Source organism: Acidobacteriaceae bacterium (assembly GCA_035944135.1).
In the GTDB taxonomy this organism is placed as follows: domain Bacteria; phylum Acidobacteriota; class Terriglobia; order Terriglobales; family Acidobacteriaceae; genus Granulicella.
On record DASZBM010000001.1, the window covers coordinates 536,183 to 561,891 of the forward strand.

24 protein-coding genes are annotated in these 25,709 nt (G+C 62.0%); 11 read left to right on the forward strand and 13 right to left on the reverse strand.

Going from position 1 to position 25,709, the window contains the following annotated elements; translation table 11 throughout:
- Positions 1 to 93 precede the first annotated feature (93 nt).
- A complete protein-coding gene (locus tag VGU25_02065; GenBank protein ID HEV2575972.1) occupies positions 94 to 3,828 on the forward strand; it encodes a carboxypeptidase-like regulatory domain-containing protein in 3,735 nt (1,244 codons plus the stop codon).
- A 255-nt stretch (positions 3,829 to 4,083) separates the two neighbouring features.
- On the opposite strand, the gene VGU25_02070 is transcribed toward VGU25_02065, so the two are convergent.
- The 7 genes from VGU25_02070 to trpB all read right to left on the reverse strand — a co-directional run bounded on the left by VGU25_02070 (position 4,084) and on the right by trpB (position 10,666).
- Positions 4,084 to 4,947 carry a prephenate dehydrogenase/arogenate dehydrogenase family protein gene (locus VGU25_02070; GenBank protein ID HEV2575973.1) on the reverse strand — a complete coding sequence of 288 codons (864 nt, stop codon included), beginning with the start codon at positions 4,945 to 4,947 and terminating at the stop codon, positions 4,084 to 4,086.
- Positions 4,944 to 6,293 carry a glutamate-5-semialdehyde dehydrogenase gene (locus VGU25_02075; GenBank protein HEV2575974.1) on the reverse strand — a complete coding sequence of 450 codons (1,350 nt, stop codon included), beginning with the start codon at positions 6,291 to 6,293 and terminating at the stop codon, positions 4,944 to 4,946. Before VGU25_02075 ends, VGU25_02070 begins: the two co-directional genes overlap by 4 nt.
- Positions 6,290 to 7,159, reverse strand: coding sequence for a glutamate 5-kinase (locus VGU25_02080; GenBank protein ID HEV2575975.1), 870 nt, complete (start codon positions 7,157 to 7,159; stop codon positions 6,290 to 6,292). Before VGU25_02080 ends, VGU25_02075 begins: the two co-directional genes overlap by 4 nt.
- 12 nt (positions 7,160 to 7,171) lie before the next feature.
- The gene (gene aroF / locus VGU25_02085) at positions 7,172 to 8,215 is read right to left on the reverse strand and encodes a 3-deoxy-7-phosphoheptulonate synthase (protein ID HEV2575976.1); all 1,044 of its coding nucleotides are present in this window, start codon (positions 8,213 to 8,215) and stop codon (positions 7,172 to 7,174) included.
- A gap of 75 nt (positions 8,216 to 8,290) precedes the next feature.
- The gene (gene pheA / locus VGU25_02090; GenBank protein HEV2575977.1) at positions 8,291 to 8,596 is read right to left on the reverse strand and encodes a chorismate mutase; all 306 of its coding nucleotides are present in this window, start codon (positions 8,594 to 8,596) and stop codon (positions 8,291 to 8,293) included.
- 43 nt (positions 8,597 to 8,639) lie between these two features.
- On the reverse strand, positions 8,640 to 9,452 hold the full coding sequence (trpA, locus tag VGU25_02095) for a tryptophan synthase subunit alpha (GenBank protein ID HEV2575978.1): 813 nt from the start codon (positions 9,450 to 9,452) through the stop codon (positions 8,640 to 8,642).
- Positions 9,449 to 10,666: a tryptophan synthase subunit beta gene (gene trpB / locus VGU25_02100; GenBank protein HEV2575979.1), complete on the reverse strand. Its 1,218-nt coding sequence runs from the start codon at positions 10,664 to 10,666 to the stop codon at positions 9,449 to 9,451. The genes trpA and trpB overlap by 4 nt, the downstream gene beginning before the upstream one ends.
- A 365-nt stretch (positions 10,667 to 11,031) precedes the next feature.
- Between trpB and VGU25_02105 the strand changes: the two genes are divergently transcribed.
- Positions 11,032 to 11,349 (forward strand): hypothetical protein, encoded by a 318-nt coding sequence (locus VGU25_02105; GenBank protein HEV2575980.1) that lies wholly within the window; start codon positions 11,032 to 11,034, stop codon positions 11,347 to 11,349.
- Positions 11,350 to 11,664: 315 nt separating this feature from the next.
- On the opposite strand, the gene VGU25_02110 is transcribed toward VGU25_02105, so the two are convergent.
- On the reverse strand, positions 11,665 to 12,021 hold the full coding sequence (locus tag VGU25_02110) for a hypothetical protein (protein ID HEV2575981.1): 357 nt from the start codon (positions 12,019 to 12,021) through the stop codon (positions 11,665 to 11,667).
- A complete protein-coding gene (locus tag VGU25_02115; protein HEV2575982.1) occupies positions 12,018 to 12,635 on the reverse strand; it encodes a sigma-70 family RNA polymerase sigma factor in 618 nt (205 codons plus the stop codon). The genes VGU25_02110 and VGU25_02115 overlap by 4 nt, the downstream gene beginning before the upstream one ends.
- A 132-nt stretch (positions 12,636 to 12,767) precedes the next feature.
- On the opposite strand from VGU25_02115, the gene VGU25_02120 reads away from it, so the two are divergent.
- From VGU25_02120 to VGU25_02135, 4 genes are all read left to right on the forward strand, one after another.
- Positions 12,768 to 13,238 carry a hypothetical protein gene (locus tag VGU25_02120; GenBank protein HEV2575983.1) on the forward strand — a complete coding sequence of 157 codons (471 nt, stop codon included), beginning with the start codon at positions 12,768 to 12,770 and terminating at the stop codon, positions 13,236 to 13,238.
- 36 nt (positions 13,239 to 13,274) lie between these two features.
- Entirely contained in the window at positions 13,275 to 14,648 is a 1,374-nt protein-coding gene (hisS, locus tag VGU25_02125; GenBank protein ID HEV2575984.1) for a histidine--tRNA ligase, read from the forward strand.
- Between the two features lie 108 nt (positions 14,649 to 14,756).
- The gene (locus tag VGU25_02130; protein HEV2575985.1) at positions 14,757 to 16,109 is read left to right on the forward strand and encodes a CHASE2 domain-containing protein; all 1,353 of its coding nucleotides are present in this window, start codon (positions 14,757 to 14,759) and stop codon (positions 16,107 to 16,109) included.
- Complete coding sequence (locus tag VGU25_02135) at positions 16,106 to 16,486, forward strand: hypothetical protein (protein HEV2575986.1); 381 nt, start codon at positions 16,106 to 16,108, stop codon at positions 16,484 to 16,486. Before VGU25_02130 ends, VGU25_02135 begins: the two co-directional genes overlap by 4 nt.
- 22 nt (positions 16,487 to 16,508) lie before the next feature.
- Here the strand turns inward: VGU25_02135 and VGU25_02140 are convergent, their stop codons facing one another.
- Positions 16,509 to 17,024, reverse strand: a complete 516-nt coding sequence (locus tag VGU25_02140) for a hypothetical protein (GenBank protein ID HEV2575987.1) — start codon at positions 17,022 to 17,024, stop codon at positions 16,509 to 16,511.
- A gap of 175 nt (positions 17,025 to 17,199) precedes the next feature.
- Here VGU25_02140 and VGU25_02145 point away from each other — a divergent pair, with 175 nt between their 5' ends.
- Positions 17,200 to 18,288, forward strand: coding sequence for an FUSC family protein (locus VGU25_02145; protein HEV2575988.1), 1,089 nt, complete (start codon positions 17,200 to 17,202; stop codon positions 18,286 to 18,288).
- 7 nt (positions 18,289 to 18,295) lie between these two features.
- A complete protein-coding gene (gene aspS / locus VGU25_02150) occupies positions 18,296 to 20,152 on the forward strand; it encodes an aspartate--tRNA ligase (protein HEV2575989.1) in 1,857 nt (618 codons plus the stop codon).
- Positions 20,153 to 20,247: 95 nt separating this feature from the next.
- Here aspS and VGU25_02155 read toward each other — a convergent pair whose 3' ends face one another.
- From VGU25_02155 to VGU25_02165, 3 genes are all read right to left on the reverse strand, one after another.
- Entirely contained in the window at positions 20,248 to 21,198 is a 951-nt protein-coding gene (locus VGU25_02155; protein HEV2575990.1) for an aldo/keto reductase, read from the reverse strand.
- A 76-nt stretch (positions 21,199 to 21,274) separates the two neighbouring features.
- Positions 21,275 to 22,099 carry a rhomboid family intramembrane serine protease gene (locus tag VGU25_02160; protein ID HEV2575991.1) on the reverse strand — a complete coding sequence of 275 codons (825 nt, stop codon included), beginning with the start codon at positions 22,097 to 22,099 and terminating at the stop codon, positions 21,275 to 21,277.
- A 6-nt stretch (positions 22,100 to 22,105) separates the two neighbouring features.
- The gene (locus VGU25_02165; GenBank protein HEV2575992.1) at positions 22,106 to 23,554 is read right to left on the reverse strand and encodes a M28 family metallopeptidase; all 1,449 of its coding nucleotides are present in this window, start codon (positions 23,552 to 23,554) and stop codon (positions 22,106 to 22,108) included.
- A gap of 154 nt (positions 23,555 to 23,708) precedes the next feature.
- Between VGU25_02165 and VGU25_02170 the strand changes: the two genes are divergently transcribed.
- Genes VGU25_02170 through VGU25_02180 form a run of 3 tightly spaced genes read left to right on the forward strand, consistent with a single transcriptional unit; the run spans position 23,709 to position 25,666 of the window.
- Positions 23,709 to 23,915: a hypothetical protein gene (locus VGU25_02170; GenBank protein HEV2575993.1), complete on the forward strand. Its 207-nt coding sequence runs from the start codon at positions 23,709 to 23,711 to the stop codon at positions 23,913 to 23,915.
- On the forward strand, positions 23,863 to 24,300 hold the full coding sequence (locus VGU25_02175) for a carboxypeptidase-like regulatory domain-containing protein (protein HEV2575994.1): 438 nt from the start codon (positions 23,863 to 23,865) through the stop codon (positions 24,298 to 24,300). Before VGU25_02170 ends, VGU25_02175 begins: the two co-directional genes overlap by 53 nt.
- Positions 24,301 to 24,343: 43 nt before the next feature.
- The gene (locus VGU25_02180; GenBank protein ID HEV2575995.1) at positions 24,344 to 25,666 is read left to right on the forward strand and encodes a DNA polymerase; all 1,323 of its coding nucleotides are present in this window, start codon (positions 24,344 to 24,346) and stop codon (positions 25,664 to 25,666) included.
- Positions 25,667 to 25,709 lie beyond the last annotated feature (43 nt).

The window sequence follows — 25,709 nt, forward strand, 5'->3', positions numbered from 1 at the left end:
ATTGCCCCAGCTCCAAGTGTGACGTCGGAGGGTTCGTTCCTGTCGGCCTCCCTGCGCACCGGAGTGGCATTTCCAGGAGAACCTCCTACGACGATGAGACGTTCATTCTCGAAGCTCGCCTTCCTCTTTCTGCTTTTCGCCTGTACTGCAGCCTTCCTCCACGCTCAAGACAGAGCTGTACTGACAGGTGTCGTTACCGACCAAACCGGCGCGGTCATTCCCGGCGCGGCCGTGGATCTTTCCAACCCCACCACCAGCGTGCACCTTAAAACGGTCACCAACGGTGCAGGTTCGTATCGCTTTGACAACGTGCCGCCCGGGCCGAACTATGTGCTCAGCTTCACGCAGCCCGGTTTCGCGCAATACACCGTCAAGAGCTTCTACGTAAACGTCGGCATTGCGAACAGCCAGAATGCGAAGCTGTCGGCAGGCGCTGTCACCACGGACATCGAGGTTTCGGCGGGCGAGGGAGTCACGCTCAACACCGAAGACGCGACCATCGGCGACAACGTCCAGGTGGAGTCGCTGAATAGTCTTCCCGTGCAGAATCGACTGTCCCCGGCCGTACTCTTTACCCTCCAGCCCGGCGTGACCAGCGACGGCTCAAGTGCCGCCAATGGCTCGGTGCTCGGCTCGCGCGTCGATCAGGGCGCTGACGTGACGGTTGACGGCCTCGATGTGAACGACTTCGCGACAGGCAACTTCGGAGCGATTACAGGCGATGCTCCGGTTGATTCTGTGCAGGAGTTTCGCGGCACAGTCGGCGGATTCACAGCCACCAGTGGACAGGGGGGCGGCGGCCAGTTCCAACTGGTCACGAAGAGCGGAACGAACCACTGGCACGGGAACGCGAGCGAGTATCACCGCGACAACTCGACGACTGCCAATGATTGGTTCAATAACCTGGCCGGGATTCGCGCTCCAAAGCTGGTGCAGAACCAGTTCGGGGGCAGCGTGGGCGGTCCCATCAAGCACGACAAGCTGTTCTTCTTCTTCGACTTCGTCGACAACCGCGTCGCGCAGGACGCGGCCGTCGCGCGCACGGTGCCCCTGCCTTCCTACAAGCAGGGCAACATTGGCTACATCAATAACAATACTGGTTGCACCAGGAGCAGCCGTCAAAACACCACACCAAACTGCATCAGCTTTCTCACTCCGGCGCAGGTCAAGGCGATGGATCCAGCCGGTGTCGGCGAAAGTCCCGCTCTCTTCAAGATCATCGACTCGCGCTATCCCGACCCCAACGACCTGACCGGCGGCGACGGCGTCAACTCCGGTTACTTCCGGTTCAACGCCCCGACCCCGACCTTCACCACGGTGTATGTCGGTCGCGTGGACTACAACCTGACCTCGAAAATCCGGCTGTGGGGCCGCGGACAGGCGGCTCGTGAAAATCAAGTAAATAGCGCACCTCAGTTCCCTGGCGACCCACCGGCGGCGCAGTTTGTTGACCGCAGCTACGCATACGTCGGCGGAATGGACTGGCAGATCAGCGCCAGGAAGTTCAACCAGGTCAGCTACGGCGCGACCGTGCAGGACTACTCATTCCCCCGCCCGTCCAATCCTCTCGGGACGAGCCAGATCACCTTTGCTACCGGAACGACGACGCCGTTCACGGCGCCCTATGCCAGCCCGTCGAACTCGCAGGCGCGGCACGTCCCCATCCCGCAGGTCACAGACAACTTCACCTGGAATTTGGGACGCCACTCGATCACCTTGGGCGGCACTTTCAAGTGGATCCACGCCACCGACAACACCGTTCTGGATATCAACTCCTTCGACATCGGGCTGGGCGGCCACGTGTTGGGTCTGAACAGCAGCCTCCGCCCCTCAAACCTCCTGCCCGGTTCCTCAACTGCAAACACCTTATATGACAGCGCGTTCACTGCGGCGCTGGGTCGGGTGGGCTCCATCTCCGGCAAGGTCAACTACGACTCGGCCGGCAACCCCTTGCCATTTGCAACGGGCTCGCGCCGGTCGTATCAGTACTACCAGCCGATGCTATATGCCTCGGACAGCTGGAAGGTCACACCGCACCTGACCTTAACCTACGGATTGAACTGGCAGTACTTCTCCGTTCCTTATGAGACCAACGGTCTCGAAACTGTCCAGACGATGCCCTTCGACACCTACTTCGCCGATCGCGTGAAGCAGAGTGCGGCCGGCATCAGCGGGCCCACGTCGGTGCCGTTCCTCAGCTACGTGCTGGGAGGCAAGGCTAATAACGGTCCCGGCTACTATGCCCCGGACTGGAAGGACTACGCACCGCGGTTTGCCTTTGCCTGGAACCCCGGTTTTGACTCCAAGACGGTCTTCAGCGGAAGCGCCGGAATCGTCTTCGACCGCACCATCGTGAACGCAGTCCAATACCAGCAGGACCAATTCTCGTACCTGTTCTCGCAGCCAATCACCCAAAGCTACGGTGTCTCGACGAATGTCGTGGGCTCCATCGCGAACGACGCGCGCTTCGATGCGCCGCCAGCCATCAGCATTCCATCAACGCCGAAGCCGCCGTTCACGCCGTATGTTTCGAACGGCATTCCCTACGGCCTGCAGAACGGTGGGGCCTTCAACGAAATGGTCGATCCGACGCTGAAGACACCCTACTCCATCGAGTTCAGCTTCGGCATGCAACACGAGTTCCCCACCTCGACGCTGTTGCGCGTAAGCTGGGCCAGCCGTCTTGGCCGGCGTCTGCTGGGCCAGGCTGACTCAAACCAGCTTGTGGACTTCTCGGACAAGGCATCTGGACAGCTCATGTCGCAGGCAATCACGAATATGGAGCTGCAGATCCGCGCCGGTGCAAATACCGCGAACCTGACCGCACAGCCGTGGATCGAGGATCTTGTTGGACCAAACATCGGCAGCCTCACGGTTGGGAGCACGGTTTATCCCAACTACACCTCCTTGGTCGCTGACCAGGCGATCGGCTCCCTGCTGCAGATCGGCGACTTTGCCGACAGTATCCAGGGACTCTCCGGCGTGCTGCCGTACAACGTCGGCATGGGGGCGCAATTCTCTGAAAACACCTTCTACACGAACAAGGGCTTTTCCAGCTACAACGGCCTGCTAGTCACGCTGCACCAGAACGTCAAGCACGGACTGCAGTTCGAGGCCAACTACACTTGGGCACATTCATTGGACAACGTCTCGCTGATCGCCAACTCGGCCGCCTACGGCGGATACGGGTTCATCTGCGATGCGCTGCGTCCGCGTCTCTGCCGCGGCAACTCTGACTTCGACATCACCCATACCTTCAACGGATACTCGACCTACTCTCTGCCCTTTGGGCGCGGACGGTCCTTCGCAACCCACATGCCGCTCGGACTCGAGGAGCTGTTGGGAGGATGGGATGTGAGCGGCATCGTCCGGGCCCATAGCGGACTGGCCTTTACCGCGCAGAGCAACGCATTTATTGCCGGTTACGCGAACGATGCGCCCGCGCTCTTCGACGGGGACTCGTCGGCAGTTCAGCGCAGCGTCCATAAGGAGACTGGCGGCCTGTTCCTGTTCTCGAATACCAACAATGCGTTGAATGCATTTGGGCCGCCGATTGGCTTCAACATTGGCTCTCGCAACACTCTTCGCGGACCGACATTCTTCAACCTCGACGCCGGCCTCGCCAAGTCGTTTGCGCTCTGGCCCAGTGAGGGGATGAAGCTGCAGTTCCGCGGCGACGCCTTCAACGTGCTAAACCACCCGAACTTCCTGGCTCCATCAAACAACGGCAGTGCGGACAACATCCAGAGTCCGAGCAATTTCGGACAGTTGACTGCGATGAACGGCGGAGCCCGCGTGCTGCAGATCGGGGTTCGCTTAGAGTTCTAACCTCGACCGCGCCTCCAAGCGCGGTCCTCACCCAGCCTGCCGCGACCTCCGTCGCGGCAGGCTTTTTCTTTTGTGCAACATGCCTCTCCCAGAACGCACCGCACACTCGAATCCGAGCGCACCCCACCCCATGGCCAACCCCATGATTCTAAATAGCTTGCACGTAAAGTCTTTAGATCCAAGACTTTGCACATAAAGTCCAGACCTAAGTCCAATCTTCTTAATACTTTGCGCAAAAACAGGGGGAGGGGTACCCTACCCCTTCTCCCGAAACCGATTCGCCGTTCGGAACTCGTCGCGCAGCGCGGGCGTGCGCAGGTTCTCGCGCACATGCTGCAACCGCTGCTCTAGTGCGGCGATGGCACGCGCGATCGGCTCGGTGTTGGTGAGGGCTACATCGCGCCACATGCTGTACGGGCTCGCGCCGAGCCGCGTGGTCTCGCGCAGCGCCCGGCCACCGATCGCCTGAACCGCAGCCATTCCCTCCGGATCACCGGCGAAGGTCTCCTCGAGAAGCGCGGCCAGGGCGGTGGAGAGCATCTGCGGCAAGTGGCTGACCCACGCGCACACCTCGTCGTGCCGCGCGGCATCCATCTCCATAACGCGCGCTCCGAACCGCCCCACGAGCGCAATCCACTGGCGCTCGATCTCGGACCGCTGATCATCGACAGGAGTGAAGAGCCACGCCGCCCCGCGGAACAGCTCAGGCTCGGCCAGCGCGGCTCCGCCCGCCTCTTTTCCCGCCATGGGGTGCCCCGGCAAAAATCTCGCCCGCCCCGGCTGGTTGAAGAGACTCCGCGCGCGACGAACAACCTCCAGCTTCGTTGAGCCGACGTCGGTGACGAGCTGCGCCTCGCCGAGTACCGGTGCCAGGCGCTCCATCCAGTCGAGGATTGGCAGCACCGGCGTAGCCAGGACAACTATGTCGGCGACATCCGGCTTCAGGACAGATTCACGGTTGTCGAGGGCGCGGTCGATCGCGCCGATGCGCAGAGCCGTCTGGAGCTCAGTCGCGGCCGCATCCCAGCCGAGCACCTCGCCGGAGAAGTCGTCGAGCGATTTGAGGGCGAGGCCGATGGAGGCTCCGATCAGGCCCGTGCCGATAATCAGAACCTTCACGACTTGGCCTCGCGGCGGTGCGTGAAGGAGCGGGCATCCGGCCCGCGGTAGTCTCCGGCGATGTGGCCGTGGCCGCGCAGAACGTACTTGTAGGTGGTCAGGCCGTCGAGACCGACGGGGCCGCGGGCGTGCAGCTTGCTGGTGCTGATGCCCACCTCGGCGCCAAAGCCGTAGCGGAAGCCGTCGGCGAAGCGCGTGGAAGCGTTGTGAAAGACGCCGGCGGCGTCCACCTCGCGGAGAAATCTTTCTGCGGCATCGGGATCTTCCGTGAGGATCGATTCCGTGTGCGAAGAGCCGTGGGCGTGGATGTGATCGATCGCGGCATCGAGCGAATCGACGATGCCGATCGCGAGCTCGGGTACGCCGTACTCGCAGTGCCACGTGGTGACCGGTTGCACGTCGTTACTGATGGATCGCACCTGCTCATCGCCGTAAACCACAACGTTGCGATCACGCAAACGGTTCAACAACCTCGGAAGAAACTGATCTTTGATGTCGCGATGGACGAGAACGGTTTCGACTGCGTTGCAGGCTGCTGGGTAGTCGAACTTGGCGTCGTCGATCACGCGCAGAGCGAGCTCCTGGTCGGCGGCGCTGTCGACATAGATGTGGCAGATGCCCTCGGAGTGGCCGAGGACGGGAATCCGCGTGTTCGCCTGCACGTACTCGACGAGCGCCTTTGACCCGCGCGGGATCACCATGTCGACGAGGTCGTGCATCGCGAGGAGATCGTTGACCTCGTCGCGCCCGAGCACGAGCGAGATTGCATTTTCGGGGACTGCTTCGGTTGCCAGAGCGCTGCGCAGCACGCGCACGATGGCTTTTGCGGTGTGCTCTACCTCACGGCCGGGCTTAAGAATGACGGCGTTGCCGGATTTGATGGCGAGCGAGGAGATTTGGGTTACGGCATCCGGACGAGCTTCGAAGATCACTGCAAGCACGCCAAGCGGAACGGAAATCTTCTCGAGGTGCAGCCCGCTCTTCGCCATTTCGCGCGCTGAAGAGACATAGGGATCGGCGTCATCGAGTTCGATGGCGTCCAGCTTGCGATTGAGCGGATCCGGCAGTGCGGCGACCGAGCGAACCTGCACGGTCATCTCGTCGAGTTTGGCTTCCGTGAGCTTGAGCCGGGAGAGTGTGCTTTCGGGCAGCGCGTCGTCTGCACTTAGAGCGGAGGCACGCTGCATGTCCTCAGCGTTCGCGGCAAAGAGCTCCGAGGCCGATTGTTCGAGCGCAGAGGCCATCGCTTCGAGCATGCGATTGCGCTTCGCTTCATCGAGCGATGCGAGCGAACGAGAGGCACGCCTGGCTGATTCTGCGATCTCGCGTACGCTCGCGGAACTCATCGCGTGACCCCAGCGACCTGATGAGTGGATGCGAAGCGCGTGCCCACCTCCTCGCCGTCGACGATGCGCTCGAGCACTGCGGGCGTGCGGCCATTGGCGATGACGACCTGTTTCCCGGCGTCGAGTGCAATGCGCGCGGATTCGAGCTTGGAGAGCATGCCTCCGCGCCCGCGACCGTTGCCGCCGTGCGCGAGCTCGAGCACGCGTGCGTCGATCTGCGAGACCGAAGGGATGATCGTTGCGCCAGTTTCTGCAGGGTTGCGGTCGTAGAGGCCGTCGACGTCCGACAGAAGAACAAGCAGATCGGCGTCGATGTGCGTGAGCAACAGCGCAGAGAGCTTGTCGTTGTCGCCGAAGAGGCGGCCTTGTGTGCCGTTGGTCCGTGGTTCGCCGACGTGTTCGCCCTGCTCGTCGTTGACGTGAGGAGGAACTAGCGGACGATCGAGCTCCATCGTCGAGACGGTATCGTTCTCGTTCACGATGGGGATGACGCCGAGTGCGAGGAGTGAATGCAGTGTGGCGCGAAGGTTCGCGTGACGGACAGGATCGCGGAAGTCGTCTTCCGTGAGGAGCACCTGCGCGATGCGGCAACCGAGACGGTCGAATGCGTCGTCGTAGAGAGCCATCAAGCGTGATTGGCCGATGGCAGCGCATGCCTGAATTTGTTCAAGCGCCTTGGGCCGTTCGGCAAGTCCGAGACGTTCTGCGCCGAGCCCGATAGCGCCCGAGCTGACGACGAGCACGTCGATGCCGCGGTTGCGGAGTGCGGCGATCTGCTCCACGAGCCCGCAGAGCAGTCCCAGCGCGACCTTACCGTCAGGACGCATGATGACGTTCGTCCCGAGTTTGACGACGATGCGCCGCATGCGCGTGCTCCCTTACGCGTGGGCCGCGGCGACTGCCGGAGCGATGCTGCGATCGACGACGGGAGCGAGTCTGCGGAGACGCTCGACGAGCTCGGTGAGTTGGGCCGGGAAGAGCGACTGCGCGCCGTCCGACATCGCCTTGTCCGGGTTCGGATGCATCTCCATCAGCAGCCCGTCAGCGCCTGCCGCGACGCAGGCAAGAGCGAGCGCGGGCACAAGGTCGCGCTTGCCGACACCGTGCGATGGATCGCCGAGCACCGGAAGGTGCGTGAGCTTCTTGAGCACGGGGATGGCGGAGACGTCCATCGTGTTGCGCGTGTAGGTCTCGAAGGTGCGGATGCCGCGCTCGCAAAGCATAAGGTCGTAGTTGCCGCCGGAGAGAATGTACTCGGCGGAGAGCAGAACCTCTTCGATGGTGGCGGAGATGCCGCGCTTGAGCAGGCAGGGCTTGCGCACGTGGCCGAGCTCACGGAGCAGGTTGAAGTTCTGCATGTTGCGCGCGCCGATCTGGAAGCAGTCGATATACGGCAGCATGACTTCTATCTGCGAGATCTCCATGACCTCAGTGATGACGAGGAGGCCGTATTCGTCGGCGGCCTCGCGCATGATCTTCAGACCTTCGACGCCCATGCCCTGGAAGCTATAGGGCGAGCTGCGCGGCTTGAATGCGCCGCCGCGAAGGAACTGCGCGCCCGCAGCAGCAACCTGCTTGGCGCTGAGGCGAATCTGATCACGGCTCTCCACCGAGCACGGGCCGGCCATGATGACGACCTCTTCGCCGCCAACGACAACGCCATTGGGGAAGCGCACGCGCGTGCCTTCCGGGCGGAAGCCGCGGCCCGCGAGCTTGTAGGGCGAGGAGATGCGGTAGGCCTGATGCACGCCGGGCAACACCTGGAACTCGGTGACCTCAAAGTGCGCGGGTGTGCCGACACCGGCCAAAATCGTTTGCGTCTCGCCGGTAGTGCGGTGGACGTTGAAACCCAACTCCACCATGCGCTCGATTACGTGCTGAATCTGTTCGTCCGTGGCTCGGTCCTGCATTGCGACGATCATCACTGGATTCCTTCCCGCGCCGTCCGCATGACGGCGCTCTCTTGCAAATGTGTGCGCGAGGCGCGCGAGATGTGGCTAGCTTTTGCTGCCGGAGACTTGCTGGTGTGAGGCTGGGATGCCATGATCGGGCCGCTGCAGCGAACGCATGATGTCCATGATGCGTTCGTAGATGTCCTGCACCTGCTCAGGAGCGAGCGGGCCCGGGCTGGCGTTGCGGGCGTGCTCGATGACCTGGCGCTCGCGCTGCGGCTCGTAGATGGCTGCGCCGTCCTTGCGCTTGATCTCGCCGATGGCGATGGCGCAGGCGGCTCTTTCATTGAGCAGCTTAACGATCTGCTCATCCAATTCGTCGATTTTCTTGCGCCAGTCGGCGATGTCCATAGTCCTCGTGCCTCATGTTGATGATACGTGTTGGTCGAGGAGATCATGCGTGCACCTCGCGGGCGATCTCGTTGGCGTTGTTGTGCGTGGCGTTATCGTTTCCGCGGAGAGAGCGGACGAAATCGCCGACGGCTTGCGCGGCTTCAGCTGCTGGAGTTTTTTCGACGAGGCCGACGATGGCGCTTCCGATCACGGCTGCGTCAGCGAAGGCGCTGACCGAGCGAACATGATCGGCGTTCGAGATTCCGAAGCCGAGTGCGATCGGAAGATCCGTGAACTGTTTCAGGCGGCGGACGAGCGTTTCGGCGTCCGCGGCGAGCTCCGTCTGCGTGCCGGTGATGCCGACGCGCGAGATGGCGTAGACGAAGCCGCGCGAGTGCTCGGCGATCGCGCGGAGACGATCGTCGGGCGAGGTGGGTGCGGCGAGGAAGACGGGCGCGAGATCGTTGGCGCGCATGACGTCGAGGTACTCGGCGGCTTCTTCGACGATCATGTCGGTGAGGAGGACGCCGTCGGCGCCGTGCGCCTTCGCGGCTTTGGCGAACTCGGCCATACCCATGCGGATGACGGGATTGAGATAGCTGAAAAGGATGATGCCGGCTTGCGGGCGCAGCTTGCGGATGTCGAGGCAGGTTTCGAGGACGTCGGCGAGACGCGTGCCTCGGGCGACGGCGCGTTCGCTGGCCCGCTGAATCACGGGGCCGTCGGCGAGCGGATCGCTGAAGGGAACGCCGAGCTCGATGACGTCGGCGCCCGCGTCGATGGCGGCGATGGCCATGTCGCGCGTCGTGGCGAGGTCGGGGTCGCCCGCGGTGAGGTAGATGACGAGGCCGGGTTTGCGGTCGAAACGGATCACAGTGCCAACTCCCGGGTGAGGATGCCCATGTCTTTGTCGCCGCGGCCGGAGACGTTGACCATGAGGATTTTGTCGCGACCCATCTTTGGCGCGAGCTTGATGGCTTCGGCGATGGCGTGTGCGGATTCGAGGGCGGGGATGATGCCTTCGGTGCGCGAGAGAATCTTGGTGGCTTCGAGGGCTTCGGCGTCGGTGGCTGACGTGTACTTTGCACGCCCGCTGTCGTGCAGCATGGCGTGTTCGGGGCCGACACTGGCGTAGTCGAGGCCGGCGGAGACGGAGTGCGTCTGCGCGACCTGTCCGGCGTCGTTCTGGAGGACATAGCTGTAGGTGCCTTGCAGGACGCCGGGCAAGCCTCCGGAGAACCGCGCAGCGTGTTCTCCGAGTGCAGTCCCGCGGCCACCGGCTTCGACGCCGATGAGCTCCACATTCTTCTCCGGGATGTACTCGTAGAAGGCGCCGATGGCGTTCGACCCTCCGCCGACGCAGGCGACGATGGCGTCAGGCAGGCGGCCTTCGTGCTCGAGGATCTGGCGCTTAGATTCGCGCGAGATGACGCGGTGGAAGTCGCGGACCATCGTCGGGTAAGGATGCGCTCCGAGCGCCGAGCCGAGGATGTAGAAGGTATCGCGGACGTTGGTGACCCAGTCGCGCATCGCCTCGTTGATGGCGTCCTTGAGCGTGGCGGAGCCGGAGCTGACGCCGCGGACCTCCGCACCAAGCAGCCGCATGCGGAAGACGTTGAGCTCCTGGCGGCGCATGTCTTCTTCGCCCATGTAGACGACGCATTCGAGGCCGAAGAGCGCGCAGACCGTGGCCGTGGCAACGCCGTGCTGGCCCGCGCCGGTCTCGGCGATGATGCGCTGCTTGCCCATGCGTCTGGCTAGCAGCGCCTGTCCGAGCGCATTGTTGATCTTGTGCGCGCCGGTATGGAGCAGGTCTTCGCGCTTGAGATAGATCTTTGCGCCGCCGAGGGTTTCAGAGAGGCGCTTGGCGAAGTAGAGCGGCGTGGGGCGTCCGCAGTAGTCGCGGAGCAGCGAGGCAAGCTCGGCCTGGAAGGCTTCGTCCTTCTGCGCGTCGGCGTAGGCGTGCTCAAGCTCGAGCAGCGCGGCCATGAGGGTTTCGGGCACGTAGCGGCCGCCGTACTTGCCAAAGCGCCCGGGCGTTGACGCTGTGGGCATCGCTATCGGGCTGGTTAGGTGCGTGGTGCTCATGTGATGCTCGATCCTCGTTAGCTGGGTCGTAAAAACGAAAGCCGCGACTCGTATTGAGTTCGCGGCTCGGGGCTTTTTGATGCAGTCTGCTGAGTCTCTTTACTTCAGCAGAAGTCAGTCCGCCGCGGCCGCTACTGTCCACCAGTAGCGGTACGGAAAAGCAAAGAACGCGATGGACGACAGAGACATCGCCTTTACGGTACACCCGGGCTTCGCATCGCGCAAGGGTTGCCCCAAGAATTCTTTTTTTGAGTGCATCCGGCGCGCACGCGAGGGGCATCGCATTAGAGGGCCGCAGATACGAAAGTGGGCTTGAAACAAGAGATTTTGCGGAGCGATTCCTTCAGCTTTTGAGGAGAAAAACAATGAAGAAGTTTATGGGTCAGTTGGTAATCGGATCGATGTTTCTGCTGCCGGTCGGCATGTCGGCGCAGCATAGCGACCAGTACTATCACGCCAAGCACGTGCAGGAAGAGCATGACGCGCACCATCACACCAAAGCGAAGATCGTCGGCGGATCAGCGGTGGGCGGAGCGGTAGTCGGCGGCCTGATGGGCGGACCGAAGGGCGCAGTGCTTGGCGCTGGTGTAGGCGCGGGCGGCGGCCTGGTTGCGAACCACGTCCGCAAGCAGCACGACATCCACAAGCGCGAGCGCTGCGAGGATGAGGGCGGCTGCCGCTAACAGCTCTGCAAACTGGCAAGTCAGTGCCGAATCAGCGGACTGACTTGCTGACTCGCTCTCTCATGCATAAGGACTAGCAAGCAGCATGCCAATACCAAAGGGTCGTCGCCGAAAGGCGCGGCCCTTTTTGATTTTTTGTGATGAGGATGGGAAGGAATCAGAAGGATGTCGGTCGCAGTCACGAAGCTCGAAGTTGCACACGGGGAGGTTGCATGTAACCGCGAGCTCCGTGTCTGTCCCCACAAACTGCGATGCACGCAGATGTTCGCGCGGATGCCCGACTCCATCGGAACATCTGTGGAAGAAAGCTGCTGACTAGCGCGAGAGCCGCGAACTGAATGTCTGACTGAGCCAGCAGCCGATGATGCCAAGCTCGGCGAGAAGTGCAAGCTCGATATCGAAGCTGAGGCTATGGAGATTGGGCGTGGCGTGGAGCGCCAAAGCAAACAGTGCTAACGCCGCCACCGGAACCGAGAGGAGAGCAATCAGGCTGCCAAACTGCGGTACGATCCTTCGGCGGCGCGGCGGCTGGGCTACTGCAAGGGCCGCGACCTTTGCGGCGAAGTCGGCGGGAATCTGCAGCTCGGGCTTGTGCTCGAGTGCAGCCGTGAGGCGCGCGTCGTCTGTCATAGGGCCGCGCGGAGGCGTGAGTTTGTTGTCCATGTTGTTCATCGGGCCTCCAGAGGTTGAGGATACCGCGGCGGCGTCATGGGCCGTGATGGCGAGAGTTGCGCCTGGATAAGCGCGCTCATCCGTTTCCGGCCGCGGTGCAGGTGGGTGCGAACGGTGTTGATGGGCATCTCCAGGGCGGCGGAGATAGCCTCGTAGCTGCAATCCTCCTGGTGGTAGAGGACCAGGACGGCGCGCTCGGGCTCAGAGAGCGAAAGCAGGGCGGCGTCGACGGCGTTTTGCAGCTCGGCGTCGGACAGGAGCTGTTCCGGCGTGCGGGCGTGGCCGTGCAGGGTGTCGCCGGGCAGGTTCTCGATCCACTCGGACGCTTCGTCGTCCATCGCGCTGGGTGGAGTAGCGACGAACTCGCGATCGCGGCGGCGGCGTTTCCACTCATCCTGCGCGACGTTGACGACGATGCGGTAGAGATAGGTGGTGATCGCGGAGTCGCCGCGGAACTCAGGAAGGGCGCGGTAGAGGCGCAGAAAGACCTCCTGCGCGAGGTCTTCGACATGCGGCCCGGCCCCGGTCATCCGCGAAAGGGTGCGAAAGACCATCGACTGGTGCTCGCGGACCAGGGATTCGAAGGCCTGCGGCGATGTAAGGTCGGCGCGCATGGGTGCGGGAGAGTCAGACTTCAGGATCGCGCAAAAGTTTCAGAGTGGCGAGTGAAACTTTCGGACGCCGGCTCAGTCTGAGGCCGACGTGATGTTGACGCTGACCCAGACGGTCAGGCCGGGAGGAAGCAAATGGTAGATCTTGCAGTTTTGGCAATGCATGAAGCTGGTGATTATGCGTATAGCCCCTTTATCGTGCCCGTTGCGGGCTGCGCGATGATTCTTGGAATTGTCGCCTTCAGTATGTGGTCGGGCGTTCGAAACCGTGAGATTCAGTCCCGGGAGCGCCTCGAAGCCATCGCGCGCGGTGTTCCGATTCCGCCGACGCCGGAAGAGCTTGCCATTACACATGGCCGGCCGACGGCTGACCTGCGGCGGCGGCGCGCAAACATTCGGCTGGCAGGCGTGGTGCTCCTGGCCAGCGCGGTGGGCATCATCTTGTTCTTCATTGCTCTGTCGGCAGTGTTGCAGGAGAGGGCTGTGCTCTGTGGCGCGGCGGTCGGGTTGATTCCGCTGGCGATCGGCGGCGGATTCCTCATCGACACCAAGATTCAGACACACGAGATGGATGAGATTCGGACGCAGGGCGGTTCGCCGGTCTAAGTGTCTCCTCGGCTACTTCGATAGACTGGAAGCTCTATGACTTCCGGCAATGACAAGGGCGCGCCTCGCGGTGAGGCGCGCCCATCGCGAGCGGCGGGCTTACAAATCAAGGCCGTTCGCGGCACCCGTGATCTTCTTCCTGACCAGACTCCGCTGTGGAACCGCGTGGAAGCGACCGCGCGCGCGGTTTTTGCGCGCTATGGCTTCGGCGAAATTCGCACACCCGTGTTCGAGACGACCGACCTGTTCGCCCGCGGCGTGGGCGAGGAGACGGATATCGTCTCCAAGGAGATGTTCACGTGGGAGGACCGGGCCCGCGCTGCGAGCGAAAAAGCACAATCGCTGACGCTGCGGCCGGAGTCGACGGCCGGCGTCGTTCGCGCTTACATCGAGCACAAGATGGGCGAGACCGGCGCGCTGCAGAAGCTCTATTACATCGGGCCACAGTTCCGGCGCGAGCGTCCGCAGAGGGGCCGCTACCGCCAGTTCTGGCAGATCGGCGCGGAGGTGATCGGCCCGCCGAGCTCCGGGTCGGAGTCGCCGCTGCGTGATGCTGAAGTGCTGGAAATGCTCGCTTCCCTGCTGGATGAACTGGGCGTGCGCGACTGGCGGCTGGAGCTGAACTCGGTGGGCAATGCCGAGGACCGTGCACGCTACAACACAGCGCTGCGCGAAGCGTTAGCGCCGGTAAAGGACCGTCTCTGCCCCGACAACCAGCGTCGAGCGGAGACCAACCCGCTGCGCGTGCTGGACTCCAAGGATGAGCAGGACCAGGAGATCATCAACGGCCTGCCGAAGATCGCCGACTACCTCGGCGACGCCTCACGCGAGCACTTTGCGCAGGTGCGCGCGGCGCTCGATGCGTGCGGCGTGCCGTACCACGTGAATCCCCGCCTCGTGCGCGGGCTGGACTACTACACGCGCACGACCTTCGAGTTCACGGTGCAGACGGGACTGGGCACGCAGAATGCCCTTCTGGGCGGCGGCCGGTACGACGGCCTGAGCGAGATGCTCGGCGGCCCGAAGGCCCCGGGGATCGGGTTCGCGATCGGCGAAGACCGCCTGATCCTCGTGCTACAAGAGCAGGCGAAACAAGACGCTGAAGCAGCCGGTTCCGCCCCTGCCGAGGAGAAGCTGGACGCCTACATCGCCCCGCTGGGCATCGAGCGCAATGCCGCTGCCCTGGCGGTGGCAAGGGACTTGCGGCGCGCCGGGCTGAGCGTCGAGGTAGGTGACGGCACCTTCAAGCTGCGCAAGAGCTTCGAGGTCGCCGACCGTATGGCGCGGGCCATTGTGCTGCTGGGTGAAGATGAGCTCGCCGCCAATGAAGCCACCGTGAAGACCTTCGCGACCGGCGAGCAGCGAAAGGTGCGGCGCGCCGAATTGGCGGACGCTCTCCGGCAACGCTAGGTGACTAAAGACAGCATTGGAATGGCCCGGCGGGTGCGGTAGAGTCGGTGGCACCGAAAGACGCGAAGATGCCAGTGCGAATTCAACACTGGTGCGGCCCATTTCGTCATGCTTGATGCACAGACCAGTGCGGGTTCAGAGGCGCGGCGCCGGCGCGTGCGCCGCATCGTCGGCCGCGTGGGCTACGCCGTCGTGGCGCTGCTGCTGATTGGGTGGGAGCTGCAGGAGGGGCATGTCTATCAGTCGGAAAGCTGCGACCTGAAGACGTCTGCGCCGAGCGAAAGTGTCCTGATGACGCCGTTGTACAGCCGCGTGCTTGCATTCGCGAAGCTGAAGGATTCGCAACAGGTGAGCATGGTCGCGATAGAGAGCGGCCTCGATCAGATTCAGGCGAATGTGTGCCCCGCAAGGGCGTTTACCGCGGACCTGCTGCAGGCGATTGCGGCGCAGCAACCGGCCGTAATCGCGATCGACAAGTTCTACGGCAAGGGATCGTGCGCTCCCGATGATCCTGATACCGCGAAGCTGCTGGCGACGATCGCCGCGCTGAAGGTGCCGGTCGTGGTGGGCGCATCGACGCATAGTTCCGAGCAGAGCAACACATCCTCGTGCCTTGTGCTGACGCAACAGCTTTTCACGCCCGTCGCGGGTGGCAACGGCTCAACCGCGCAGGCTGGTGGGGCAGTCGTACATACCGGGCTGACAAGGCTGAACGAGGACCCGCTCAAAATTCCACTCGTGTGGCAGGTGTTCGCGAAGGACGGCGACAAGCAAGTCGCGAGTGATCGTTCGGGCGAAAGTTTCGCGCTGGTCACGACCCAGCTGACGAACCCCGCGCTTACGAAGACGAAGAGGTTTCAAAAGCTGATCGGTAGCCCGCAGCAGCCTTATGCGGATGTGACCGATTCGCTGGAGAAACAGACCGCGACGAACCTGCTGTGCACCGCGGGAGCTCCGGATGCGGTGAAGCACTGGGGCCTCAACTGCGCAGGTACGAAGCAGTTCGATCTGAAAGATAAGATTGTGGTCGTCGGAGCGGAAAGCTCGGCGGACAGCTACAGCGTGACGGGACACGAGATGTACGGGTTCGATCTGCAGGCGCACTATGTCGCAGCGCTGCTCGGCGGAGCGTACCTGCGCGACATTTCCGCGGCGTGGTTGTTAGTACCGCTGGCACTGTACTACTGCATCGCGGAGCTGCTGCTGCCGTACATGCAGATCCACAAGCATCCGGTCCGGCCGCTGTGGCACGTGAAGCACGCGATCGTCTGGGAGCTGGGGCTCTTTTGCTTGACAATGCTGATTGCATTCTTTGTGCCGCTGTTGTTCCATCGATTTCCGCCGGTGGCGATCATGCTGGTGATGATGGCGATCTTCGTGCCGCGGATCCTGATTGAATCGTGGGCATTATTGAACGAAGGTCTGGAAGAGAAAGAGGCGGAGAAGGAGCTTTCATCATGAAGGCTGCGTTAGCGCTGATCGTCTTCGCAGGTGTGGCCGTCGCGGCGGCACAGAGCGGAGGCACGCGTTTCACGGGATGCGTGATGACGGACATGGATGGGCACCTGACGTTCTGCGAGCCCGATCATTGTTCGCTGCTTAGCGGCGAGGGAGTGGGTGCAAAGCTGTCAGGGCACACTGTCACCGTCGAAGCAAGCGTGAAGGAGGCCGGCGATGGGCAGCCTCGCCAGGTGGTAGCGACCAGGATTGTCTCGGTCGGTGCAGCGTGCAATCAAAGCTGCGCGTTGTATTCAGTGCATCATCGCGGGATCGGCGGGAAGGACAAGCCGGGCAGCGAGGGCGGCACGCCCGGAGTTACCACCAAGCCGCAGCCGTGATGCCGGCAGAAGTCAGGCGAAATTATTTCGTTTCGACACGACGGTAGACCGTTGGTCCGCGGAACATATCGGTGGGTCCCCCAACTGCTGCCCCTCCTATACCTCCGACGACAGCGCACGCCGCTCGATAAGCGCCGGTTAAGTCAATAAAGCCGCCAGGGTGGCTCGTCCCGACGCCGATGATCGCACCCACGCCCCCGCCGATTGCGGCGCCGCCGAGTGTGGAGATGCCGTAGCGCGTGAGCTTGACGCTCTTGACGTCCGCACGCGGGAAAACGTGCCGCGCTTTGTCGGCGCCGTCCTTATGCCCGCAGGTCAGATTTTGATCGTCTGCGGAGATGAAATAGCAGGTCGCGCCGCCATGATCGGCCGCGACGTGAATGTGCGCGTGCGCCGGAAGTGCCGTCAGATGATTCCAGGTATCCGCGATTGCGGGAGCAGTTGGAGTTGCGGACGACGCGGCTGCGTTCTGCGCAGATGCGGGCAGAATGGATACAGCAATCGCGCCAGAGAGCAGAGCGATTTGAATGGAATGCATGCGCGGAAGCATAGACCGATCGCTCACCGGCATCTAGAAAAAAAGCGCGGCAGACGAGACATTTTGCATCGCAGAACGAGTCTCTAGACCTCAGACGTGTGCGTGCCGGTAAGGCTGCAAAACGACATCCAGCCGTCACGCGAGAGGGAGACGCATCCAAACTCCAGTTTTGAAAATGCATCGGCTCTTCACCATCTCGGAAGACACGACCGCGTTTCCGTGGATCAACCGGACGCCATGGTCCGGCGTGGTTGCCGTGCTTGCGGTCGGCCTCGCGCTGCTTCTGGGCTGGCTGACCGGTCATCGCAGCGCGGGCGCAATCGCGGCCGGCAGCGCCTTCACGGTCGGATTTGCTGTGTTTCACGAGGCGCTGGCGTCGGTGCTCTTGAGTATGGCGGTCACGACGCTGGGCCTTGCGTCGGCAACGCTGGCGGGAAGTCTGGCTGCGCCGTGGACCGTGGTGGTCCTGGCAGTGGTGTTTGTGGCGGCCGTGAACTATGGGTTGCTCGCGGGGCTCGGGCCGACGGAAGGATGGATCGGGCAGCAGAGCGGCGTGTTCGTCATCGTCGCAAGCTACTTCGCGAATGGGCCTCACTATGCCCTGGGCCGCACGGGAATGGTTCTCGCGGGTGGCGCGCTGCAAATTGTGGTGTTCTGGTTGTTCTACCTGCTGCGTCCCAAAAGGCGAGAGCCGGGCGAACAACGAACGCATGAGCGAATACCGCGTCGACTGCGGGAGCTATGGCATTGCCTCCGCGATGAACTGACCCTGCACGGCGATACCGCTGGTTATGTGGCGCGATTGGCGATAGTGCTGCTGACCGGCACCGAGATTTACCGCTACTTTCATGTACGCAACGGCTACTGGATTCCAATGACAGCGTTGCTGGTGCTGAAGCCACAGTGGGCCAACACACTAAGCCGCGGGATTGCGCGCATGCTGGGCACGGTTGCCGGCGCGGGGTTTGCGCTGATGATGGCCAGGTTCATGCCATACCCGGCGTGGGTAATGCCGGCAATGGTGCTCGTGAGCGCGTGGGGATGTTATGCGCTGCAAGCAGTAAATTATGCCGTTTTTTCGTTCTTTATCACGCTCTATATCGTCTTTTTGTTCCGATTCGGCGGATTCTCGGAAACAGCGGCCGCCCATATCCGGCTAGTAAATACGGTGGTGGGCGGCAGTCTCGCGCTGGCGATTGATGCGTTGTGGAAGTTTGCCTTTGCGAAACGCAGGGAGGTTCGCACGGTGGACTCCGTACAATAGAAGGATTGTGACACTAGACTTTTTAGGATCTCTTCAACGCTCGCACCGTTGCGGCGAGCTCGGCGCATCTGACGCCGGCTCGACCGTCACCCTGATGGGATGGGTGAATGGGCGTCGCGACCATGGCGGACTGATCTTTCTCGACCTGCGCGACCGCAGCGGGATTACGCAAGTGGTATTCGATAAGAGCGTATCGGCGGAAGCGCACGCGAAGGCAGAGGCGGCAAGGCCGGAGTATGTTGTTGCCGTCACCGGCAAGGTGCGGATGCGCGGCGCGGGCCTGACGAATCCGAAGATGGCGACCGGAGAGATCGAGGTTGTTGGGCAGGAGCTGTTGCTGCTGAACGACGCGAAAACGCCACCATTTTCGCCTGCAGAAGACGCCATAGCGAACGAAGAGGTGCGGCTGAAGTATCGCTACATCGACCTGCGCCGCGAAGAGATGCAGAAGAATTTCGCCGTTCGCAGCAGGGTCGCGATGGCGATTCGGAATTATCTGGTCGAGCAGGGATTCCTGGAGATCGAGACGCCGTTCATGACACGGTCCACGCCGGAGGGCGCGCGCGATTACCTTGTGCCGAGCCGCGTGCATGCGGGCAGCTTCTACGCGCTGCCGCAGTCCCCGCAGATCTTCAAGCAGATTTTGATGATCTCCGGCTTCGATCGCTACTTCCAGATTGCGCGCTGCTTCCGCGATGAGGACCTGCGCGCGGATAGGCAGCCGGAGTTTACACAGATCGACCTGGAGATGACGTTTCCGCAACAGGAGACGGTGTTTCGCATCGTCGAAGGATTTCTGCGCGCGGCGTTCTCGGCAGCAGGAGTTGAACTGCCGCAAGGATCCTTTGTGCAGATGACCTACGACCAGGCGATCGCGAAGTATGGCATCGACAAGCCGGACATGCGGCTGCCCGCGATGGTGGATTTATCCGACGAGCTGACACCGGAGCTGCGTGAGACGCTGAAGATCGATCCGACGCTGCCGGTGTATGGCTTCACGATTCCGAAGGCCGGTGAGATGAGTGGGACAGCGCGAAAAGCGCTCGTGAACGAAATTCGCGCGAGCCTGGGAGACACTGGGCTGGATTTTCTGGATGTGGCGCGGCTGCGCACGAACGAGGCGTTTGTCCCGCTCGCCGAAGCGATTGCCGCGAAGCTGACGGCGGAGCAGATTGTCTTTTGCGGAGAGAACTTCACGACCGATGATCTGGCCGTCGTGATCACAGCGAAGCCGGGAACGGCAACGACGTGGAATAACGACAGGTTATGGATTCCGAAGCGCGTAGGTGCGCTGCGGCTGGAGCTTGCGAAAAAGTTCGCGGAGAAGCACGGATTATTCGCGCAGACCGGAACGGCGAAAGACTTCCGGTTCCTCTGGGTCACGGACTTCCCGATGTACGAGTGGAACGAAGAGACGAAGCAGTGGGATGCGGCACATCATCCGTTCACCTCTCCGCATGAAGAGGACATCAAGTCCGGTGCACTTTGGAACGACAAGGGCGCGGTGCGGGCGCTGGCGTATGACGTGGTGCTGAATGGGATGGAGCTTGGGTCAGGGTCGATCCGCATTCATCGCAAGGATGTGCAGTCGGAGATATTCCGTACGCTTGGAATGAGTGACGAAGAGGCGCATGAGCGTTTTGGATTTTTCCTGGATGCGCTGGAGTACGGCACACCTCCGCATGGAGGGATTGCGCTGGGACTGGACCGGATTGTGATGCTGTTGGCGGGTGCGTCATCGCTGCGCGAGGTGATTGCGTTTCCAAAGACGGCGAAGGCGATCGATCTGATGGTTGATGCGCCGACGCCGGTGAGCGAGATGCAGTTGCGGGAGTTGAATCTGCGGATCGCACACAGGCCTTAAGAGCTGTTCCACGTGGAACATTCGTTTTTCCGGAGAATTATGGTGGAAAAACGAATATTCCTGTGGATTGCCGCTTTGTGAAGCACGATATTCGGCTAGAAGGCGCTCGCTTCGGTGAGCGCCTTTAGCTGGGCGTCGCTGAGCTTCAGGTCGACCGCGGCGAAAAGTGCTTCGAGTTGCTGTGGGCTGGTTGCGCTGGCGATGGGCGCGGTGATGGTGGGTTGGGCCAGGAGCCACGCGAGAGCAATAGAGGCCTGCTGGGCTCCGGTTTCGCCGGAGACCTGCTTCAGCGCGGCGAGAATCTTCATGCCGCGATCGTTGAAGTACTTTTCTACGCGGGAGCCGCGGTTCTTGCCTTTCGTGTCTTCGAGGCTCTGGTATTTGCCGGTGAGGAAACCGGAGGCGAGCGAGAAGTATGGAATGACGCCGAGGCCGTATTTGGCGGCGACGGGCGCGAGATCGGACTCGTAGTCCTGACGGTCGTACAGGTTGTAGTCGGGCTGGAGCGTCGTGTAGGCGGGAAGGTTGCGCTGCTTTGCGGTTTCCATTGCCTGCGTTAAGCGCTCGCCTTTGTAGTTTGAGGCTCCTATGGCGCGGACTTTGCCGCTTTTGAGCAGCTCGGCGTAGGCCTCGAGAGTCTCTTCGAGCGGTGTGGATTCGTCGTCCTTGTGGGATTGGTAGAGGTCGATGAAGTCGGTCTGCAGCCGCTTAAGCGATTGCTCCACTTCGCGGAGGATGTAGTCCTTGCGCAGACCCTCCCCGACGTTCGGCATCTTCATGCCGACCTTCGTCGCCAGAATTACTTTTTCGCGCTTGCCGGAGTGAGCGAACCAGCGGCCGATGATTGTTTCTGACTCGCCGCCGGTATGGCCGGGGACCCAGTAGGAGTAGACGTCGGCGGTGTCGATGCAGTTGAAGCCGCGGTCGACGAAGGCGTCGAGCACTTTGAAGGATTGGGCTTCGTCGATGGTCCAGCCGAAGACATTGCCGCCGAGAACGAGGGGGACGATCTCGAGGCCTGAGGTGCCGAGTGCGCGAGTCTGCATGGGTACTCCTAGATTGATTGGATTCGCGTGAGGCGGCTTGCGATGGCAGATGGTTGTGGAAGGGCTGTGAATCAGGTCAGTTCATGCGGCGGCGGTCGTCCGGGTCTTCGTCATCAAGGCCAATGTAGCGGCCGCTCGCGTCGATGTTGACGTCCTTGCCTTGCTTGCGCATGTAGACCTGGAACTTTTTGGCGGCGCGTCGACGCTTGGCGCGGTAGTAGCGATTGCGCAGACCGAACAGGCCTTCAGATACGCCGTGTCGAAGACCGCGCGCAGGAGCCATCTGGAGATAAATGCACCCGAAGATGCAGTTGCAGATGGTATTTAGCCCGTCGAAGCGGCGACCGGTGAAGAAGTCGATGACCAGGTAGAAGAGCAGGAATCCGGCTGCGATGTATTTGGCGCGCGCGCGAAAGATGAAGTTGAAGGTCATCGGCTCTTCGGCGTGGATGCGCGCGTAGACCAGCAGCAGAGCGAGGCTGACGGGCCAGAGTCCGTTGCTGCTGCCATTTGTGATGATGGGCAGGGCACGACCCACGGTGAGGCTCAGGAGGGTGGCGAGGATGGCGCCTGCAATCGATGTGAAGAAGAAGAGCTCGGCGAACCAGCGGGTGCCGCGTTCGTCCTCAAGGGCGGAGCCGAAGTACCAGAGCGTGAGGAGAGCGAAGATCAGGCTGAGCAGGCCGTCTCCCACAAAGGGCCATGTGATGAACTGCCAGGGCAGCTTAGGAGCGAGCTCCGGAGTGAGGATCAGCAGCCCAATGATGGTGCCGCCAAGCCTGGGCGAGACGATCCCGAGAATGAAGAAGAACAGGAAGCTCGCGATGGCGAGGATGATGAGCTTCCGCGTGAGGCCGCGAAAGGCGGGTAGCGCGAGAAAAGTTGGGCCACTGGAGCGCATGCGTTGCTATTGTCTCGCCGGAACAGGGGGCACGGGAAGTGAACGATGACCGGCGGCATCGACCGCGCGAACGCCGAAGAGGACGTTGTCCTTACTGACGTCCAGGGTTATGTGCGTTTCCGCGCCGGTGCTGCGGGCGTGCGTCCAGAGCTCGTCTGTGGTGTCGCGCCAGACGACCTCGTAGGTTGTGCCCGGTGGCGCAAAGGCAGATGCGTCCCAGACGAGTTCGGTGTTGTTGTCGAGATTGCGCGTAAGGACGTGCACGTTGCGGGGCTCGCTTGGAGCGGCGGCAAGCGTAGCGAGGACGGCAGCGTTCAGGCGGGCCACGCGTGCGACGTAATCCGTATCGACGAACTTGAGGAGGTCGCCATACTCGACGCCGTTTTCTGTGCGCAGGGTCTGGTGCTGGTGGTTGAAGTTTTCGCGCCATTCGGTAAAGCGGACGGCGGCGAAGCCTGCGTTGTTGAAGCTGGTGTGATCGCCACCGCGAAGGTAGCGGTCGCGGCGAAGCACGAGCACGGGACGGAATGCCGCAGCTTGCGGCTGTTTCGCGCGGCGGCCGGGCTGGAAGTAGGCGGGCGCGAGCTCGGCGATGCTGCGGGCGAGCTCGCGGGAGGGCGAGTCGTTTTCGGCGCCAAGGGAGAGGATCTGGCGCTGCTGCTCGGGCGTGGCGGTGGCAGGAACGGATTCGGAGAAGACGCGAACGACATCCTTGCGCTGCTGGGTTTCGCCAGGAGTGGTGTCACCGCCAACGATGTCGTTATTGAGGGCGGCGACGAGGGGCCAGCCTTCGGACTTTGCGAGCTCGGCAAGATGCTGTGAGCCGTTGAGGCCCTGTTCCTCGCCGGCAACCGTGACGAAGACGATGGTTCCGGTGAGTTTGAGCTTTGAGAGAGAGCGGGCGGACTCGAGCGAGACGGCAACGCCGCTGGCGTCGTCATTGGCGCCGGGAGCGGCGATGTGGGAGTCCATGACGTCGGTGGCGCGCGAATCGTAATGGCCGGTGACGAGGGTCCAGGGTGCATTCTTGTCGGTGGAGGTGCCGTGGAGAATGGCGTAGATGTTGACCAGACGCGTGGGGCCGGCGAAGCGGCTGGGGCGGCCGTTGAAAGAGGTCGGTTGCTGGATGAAGGTGTCGCGCTTGACCTCCAGACAGCCGCCGCAGTTTGCGGAGATGGCGCGGAACTGGGACTCGATCCAGTCGGCGGCCGCGTTGATGCCCTGGCCCGGCGGGAGGTCGGTATCCATGCTGGAGAGCGTGCTGCGGGTGCCGAAGCTGACAAGTTTGGCGATGTCGGCGCGGATGGCGTCCGGCGAGATGGTGCGGAGCGCGGCGGCGATAGCGGGATCGGGCGTGGGAGCGGGGAGGCGGTCGGCCGCGGGTGCCTGGGAGCGGCCAAGGGCGGGCGAGAGGAGGCAGATGGCGGCGGCGCCAAGTGCAAGAAAGCGCTTCATTCGTCGATCTCCGGGTTGTGGCGAGTAACCGCCAAAGATATTGCGGCGTCCCATGTTGACGAGTCGGAGGCGCACCGTTAGAACTAGTGAAGCTGCCCGCGGCGCTCTTTGAACATCGTACAGGGCGGCAGGAACCCAGGTTTAGGAGATCGTTATGTCAGTCGTATGCCCGGAGTGCGACAACCCACTCGATATCGACGTCGATGATGTGGAAGAGGGCGAAGTGATTCAGTGCGAGGAATGTGGAACAGATCTCGAGGTCGTCTCAAGCGATCCTTTGGAACTCGCGCCCGTCGATGAGGAAGGTTATGACGACGAAGATGACGATCCACGCGCCGAGGATGAAGACGAGGACGAGTAGGTTGCGGGCAGGCGCGCGGTTGCTGTGCATCTTTGCACTGGTGGCCGCGATGAATACGGCGGCAGCGTCTGGTATGTGGGCGCCGGGGTCGGCCTCTGAAACCACGAAAGTTCCCAAGCTGCGGACAGTTGAGGGAATGGTGTGCAGCAACGATGGCAAGCCGGTGCAGGGGGCAGTTGTCTACCTGCAGGATTCGAAGTCGCTGGCCGTGAAGAGCTATCTGAGCGACGCGCAGGGGAAGTTTCATTTTCGGGAGCTCTCGATGAGTGCGGACTACGATCTCTGGGCCGAGATGAACGGCAAAAGATCGAAGACGAAGAGCATCAGCCAGTTCAACAGCAAGCCCGATCTGCAATACAGGCTGAAGGTTAAGGTCGCGGAGTAAGTACTTTGCGAACAAACGGCGAATAAAATAGGCGAGAGCCTGAATGGACACCTCGCCTCAGCCCGATCGCTTCGGCTTTCTGCATATTGACCTGAACAGCTTTTTTGCGTCGGTCGAGCAGCAGTTGCACCCGGAGTACAGAGGCAAGCCGACGGCCGTGACCGCCACGATGGCGGATACAGGCACGATCATTGCCGCAAGCTATGAGGCGAAGGCGTTCGGCGTAAAAACCGGGACGAAGGTGGGCGAAGCAAAGCGGCTTTGCCCCGGGATATCGCTGGTTGAAGGAAATCACACAACGTATGCGAAGTATTCGCATGAGATTGCAGCGGCCGTAGAGCGGGTATGCCCGGTTGCGCACACGCCTTCGATTGACGAGATGGTCTGCGAACTTATCGGGCGCGAGCAGGAGCCGCCGCGAGCTCGAGAGATTGCGCTGGCGATCAAGCAGGCGATACGCGACGACGCCGGCGAGACGCTGCGGTGTTCGATTGGCATGGCGCCGAATCGCTATCTTGCGAAGATCGCGAGCGACATGCAGAAGCCGGACGGATTGATTGGACTGCTGCCATCGCAGCTTCCGCGGGCGATTGCGCACCTTGAGCTTCGCGACCTTCCGGGGGTGGGAGCGCGGACGGAAGCGCGGTTGAATGCAAAGGGTATACACACGATGGCGCAGCTGCTGTCGCTCGATCGCAATGGTATGCATGCACTTTGGGATTCGGTGTGGGGAGATCGTTTGTATCACTGGTTGCGCGGCGGCCAGACCGGAGATGATGGCGCACCGGTCGCGAGCGATCTGCAGAAGTCACTGGGACACTCCCATGTGTTGGGGCCGCAACACCGCACGCAGGAGGGCGCGTGGGCTGTGGCGCATAGGCTGCTGCATAAGGCCGCAATGCGGCTGCGGATGGAACACTTTCATACGTCGACACTCGCAGTGACGCTGAAGTTTGCGCTGACCCGCGAAGAGGCTGCGCGAGCGGCGAAGCTGAAGCATCACACGTCGGGCATTAAGCATTCTGGCTGGGCGATGGAGGCAAGATTCCGGCCCTGCCAGGACACGCTGACACTGCTGGATGCTTTAAAGGGCGTATGGCGGGAGCGCCCAAACGGACCGGAGCATCAGCGGCCGTTCTTTGTGGGCGTGACAATGCGGAATCTGCTGCCAGATAGCGAGGTGCCGAAGATGCTGTTTGAAGAGCCAGGACATCGGGATGAGCTCTCCGCGACCATGGACAAGCTGAACCTGAAGTTCGGCCACTCGACTGTGCACTTTGCTGGGATGCTGCCCGCGCGCGACAGTGCGCCTACGCGGATCGCGTTCACGCAGATTCCGGTGCAGTACGGTGTCGAATACATGTAGCTGCTTACGTAACCTCCGGCGATGCATCCAAAGAGACACCCAG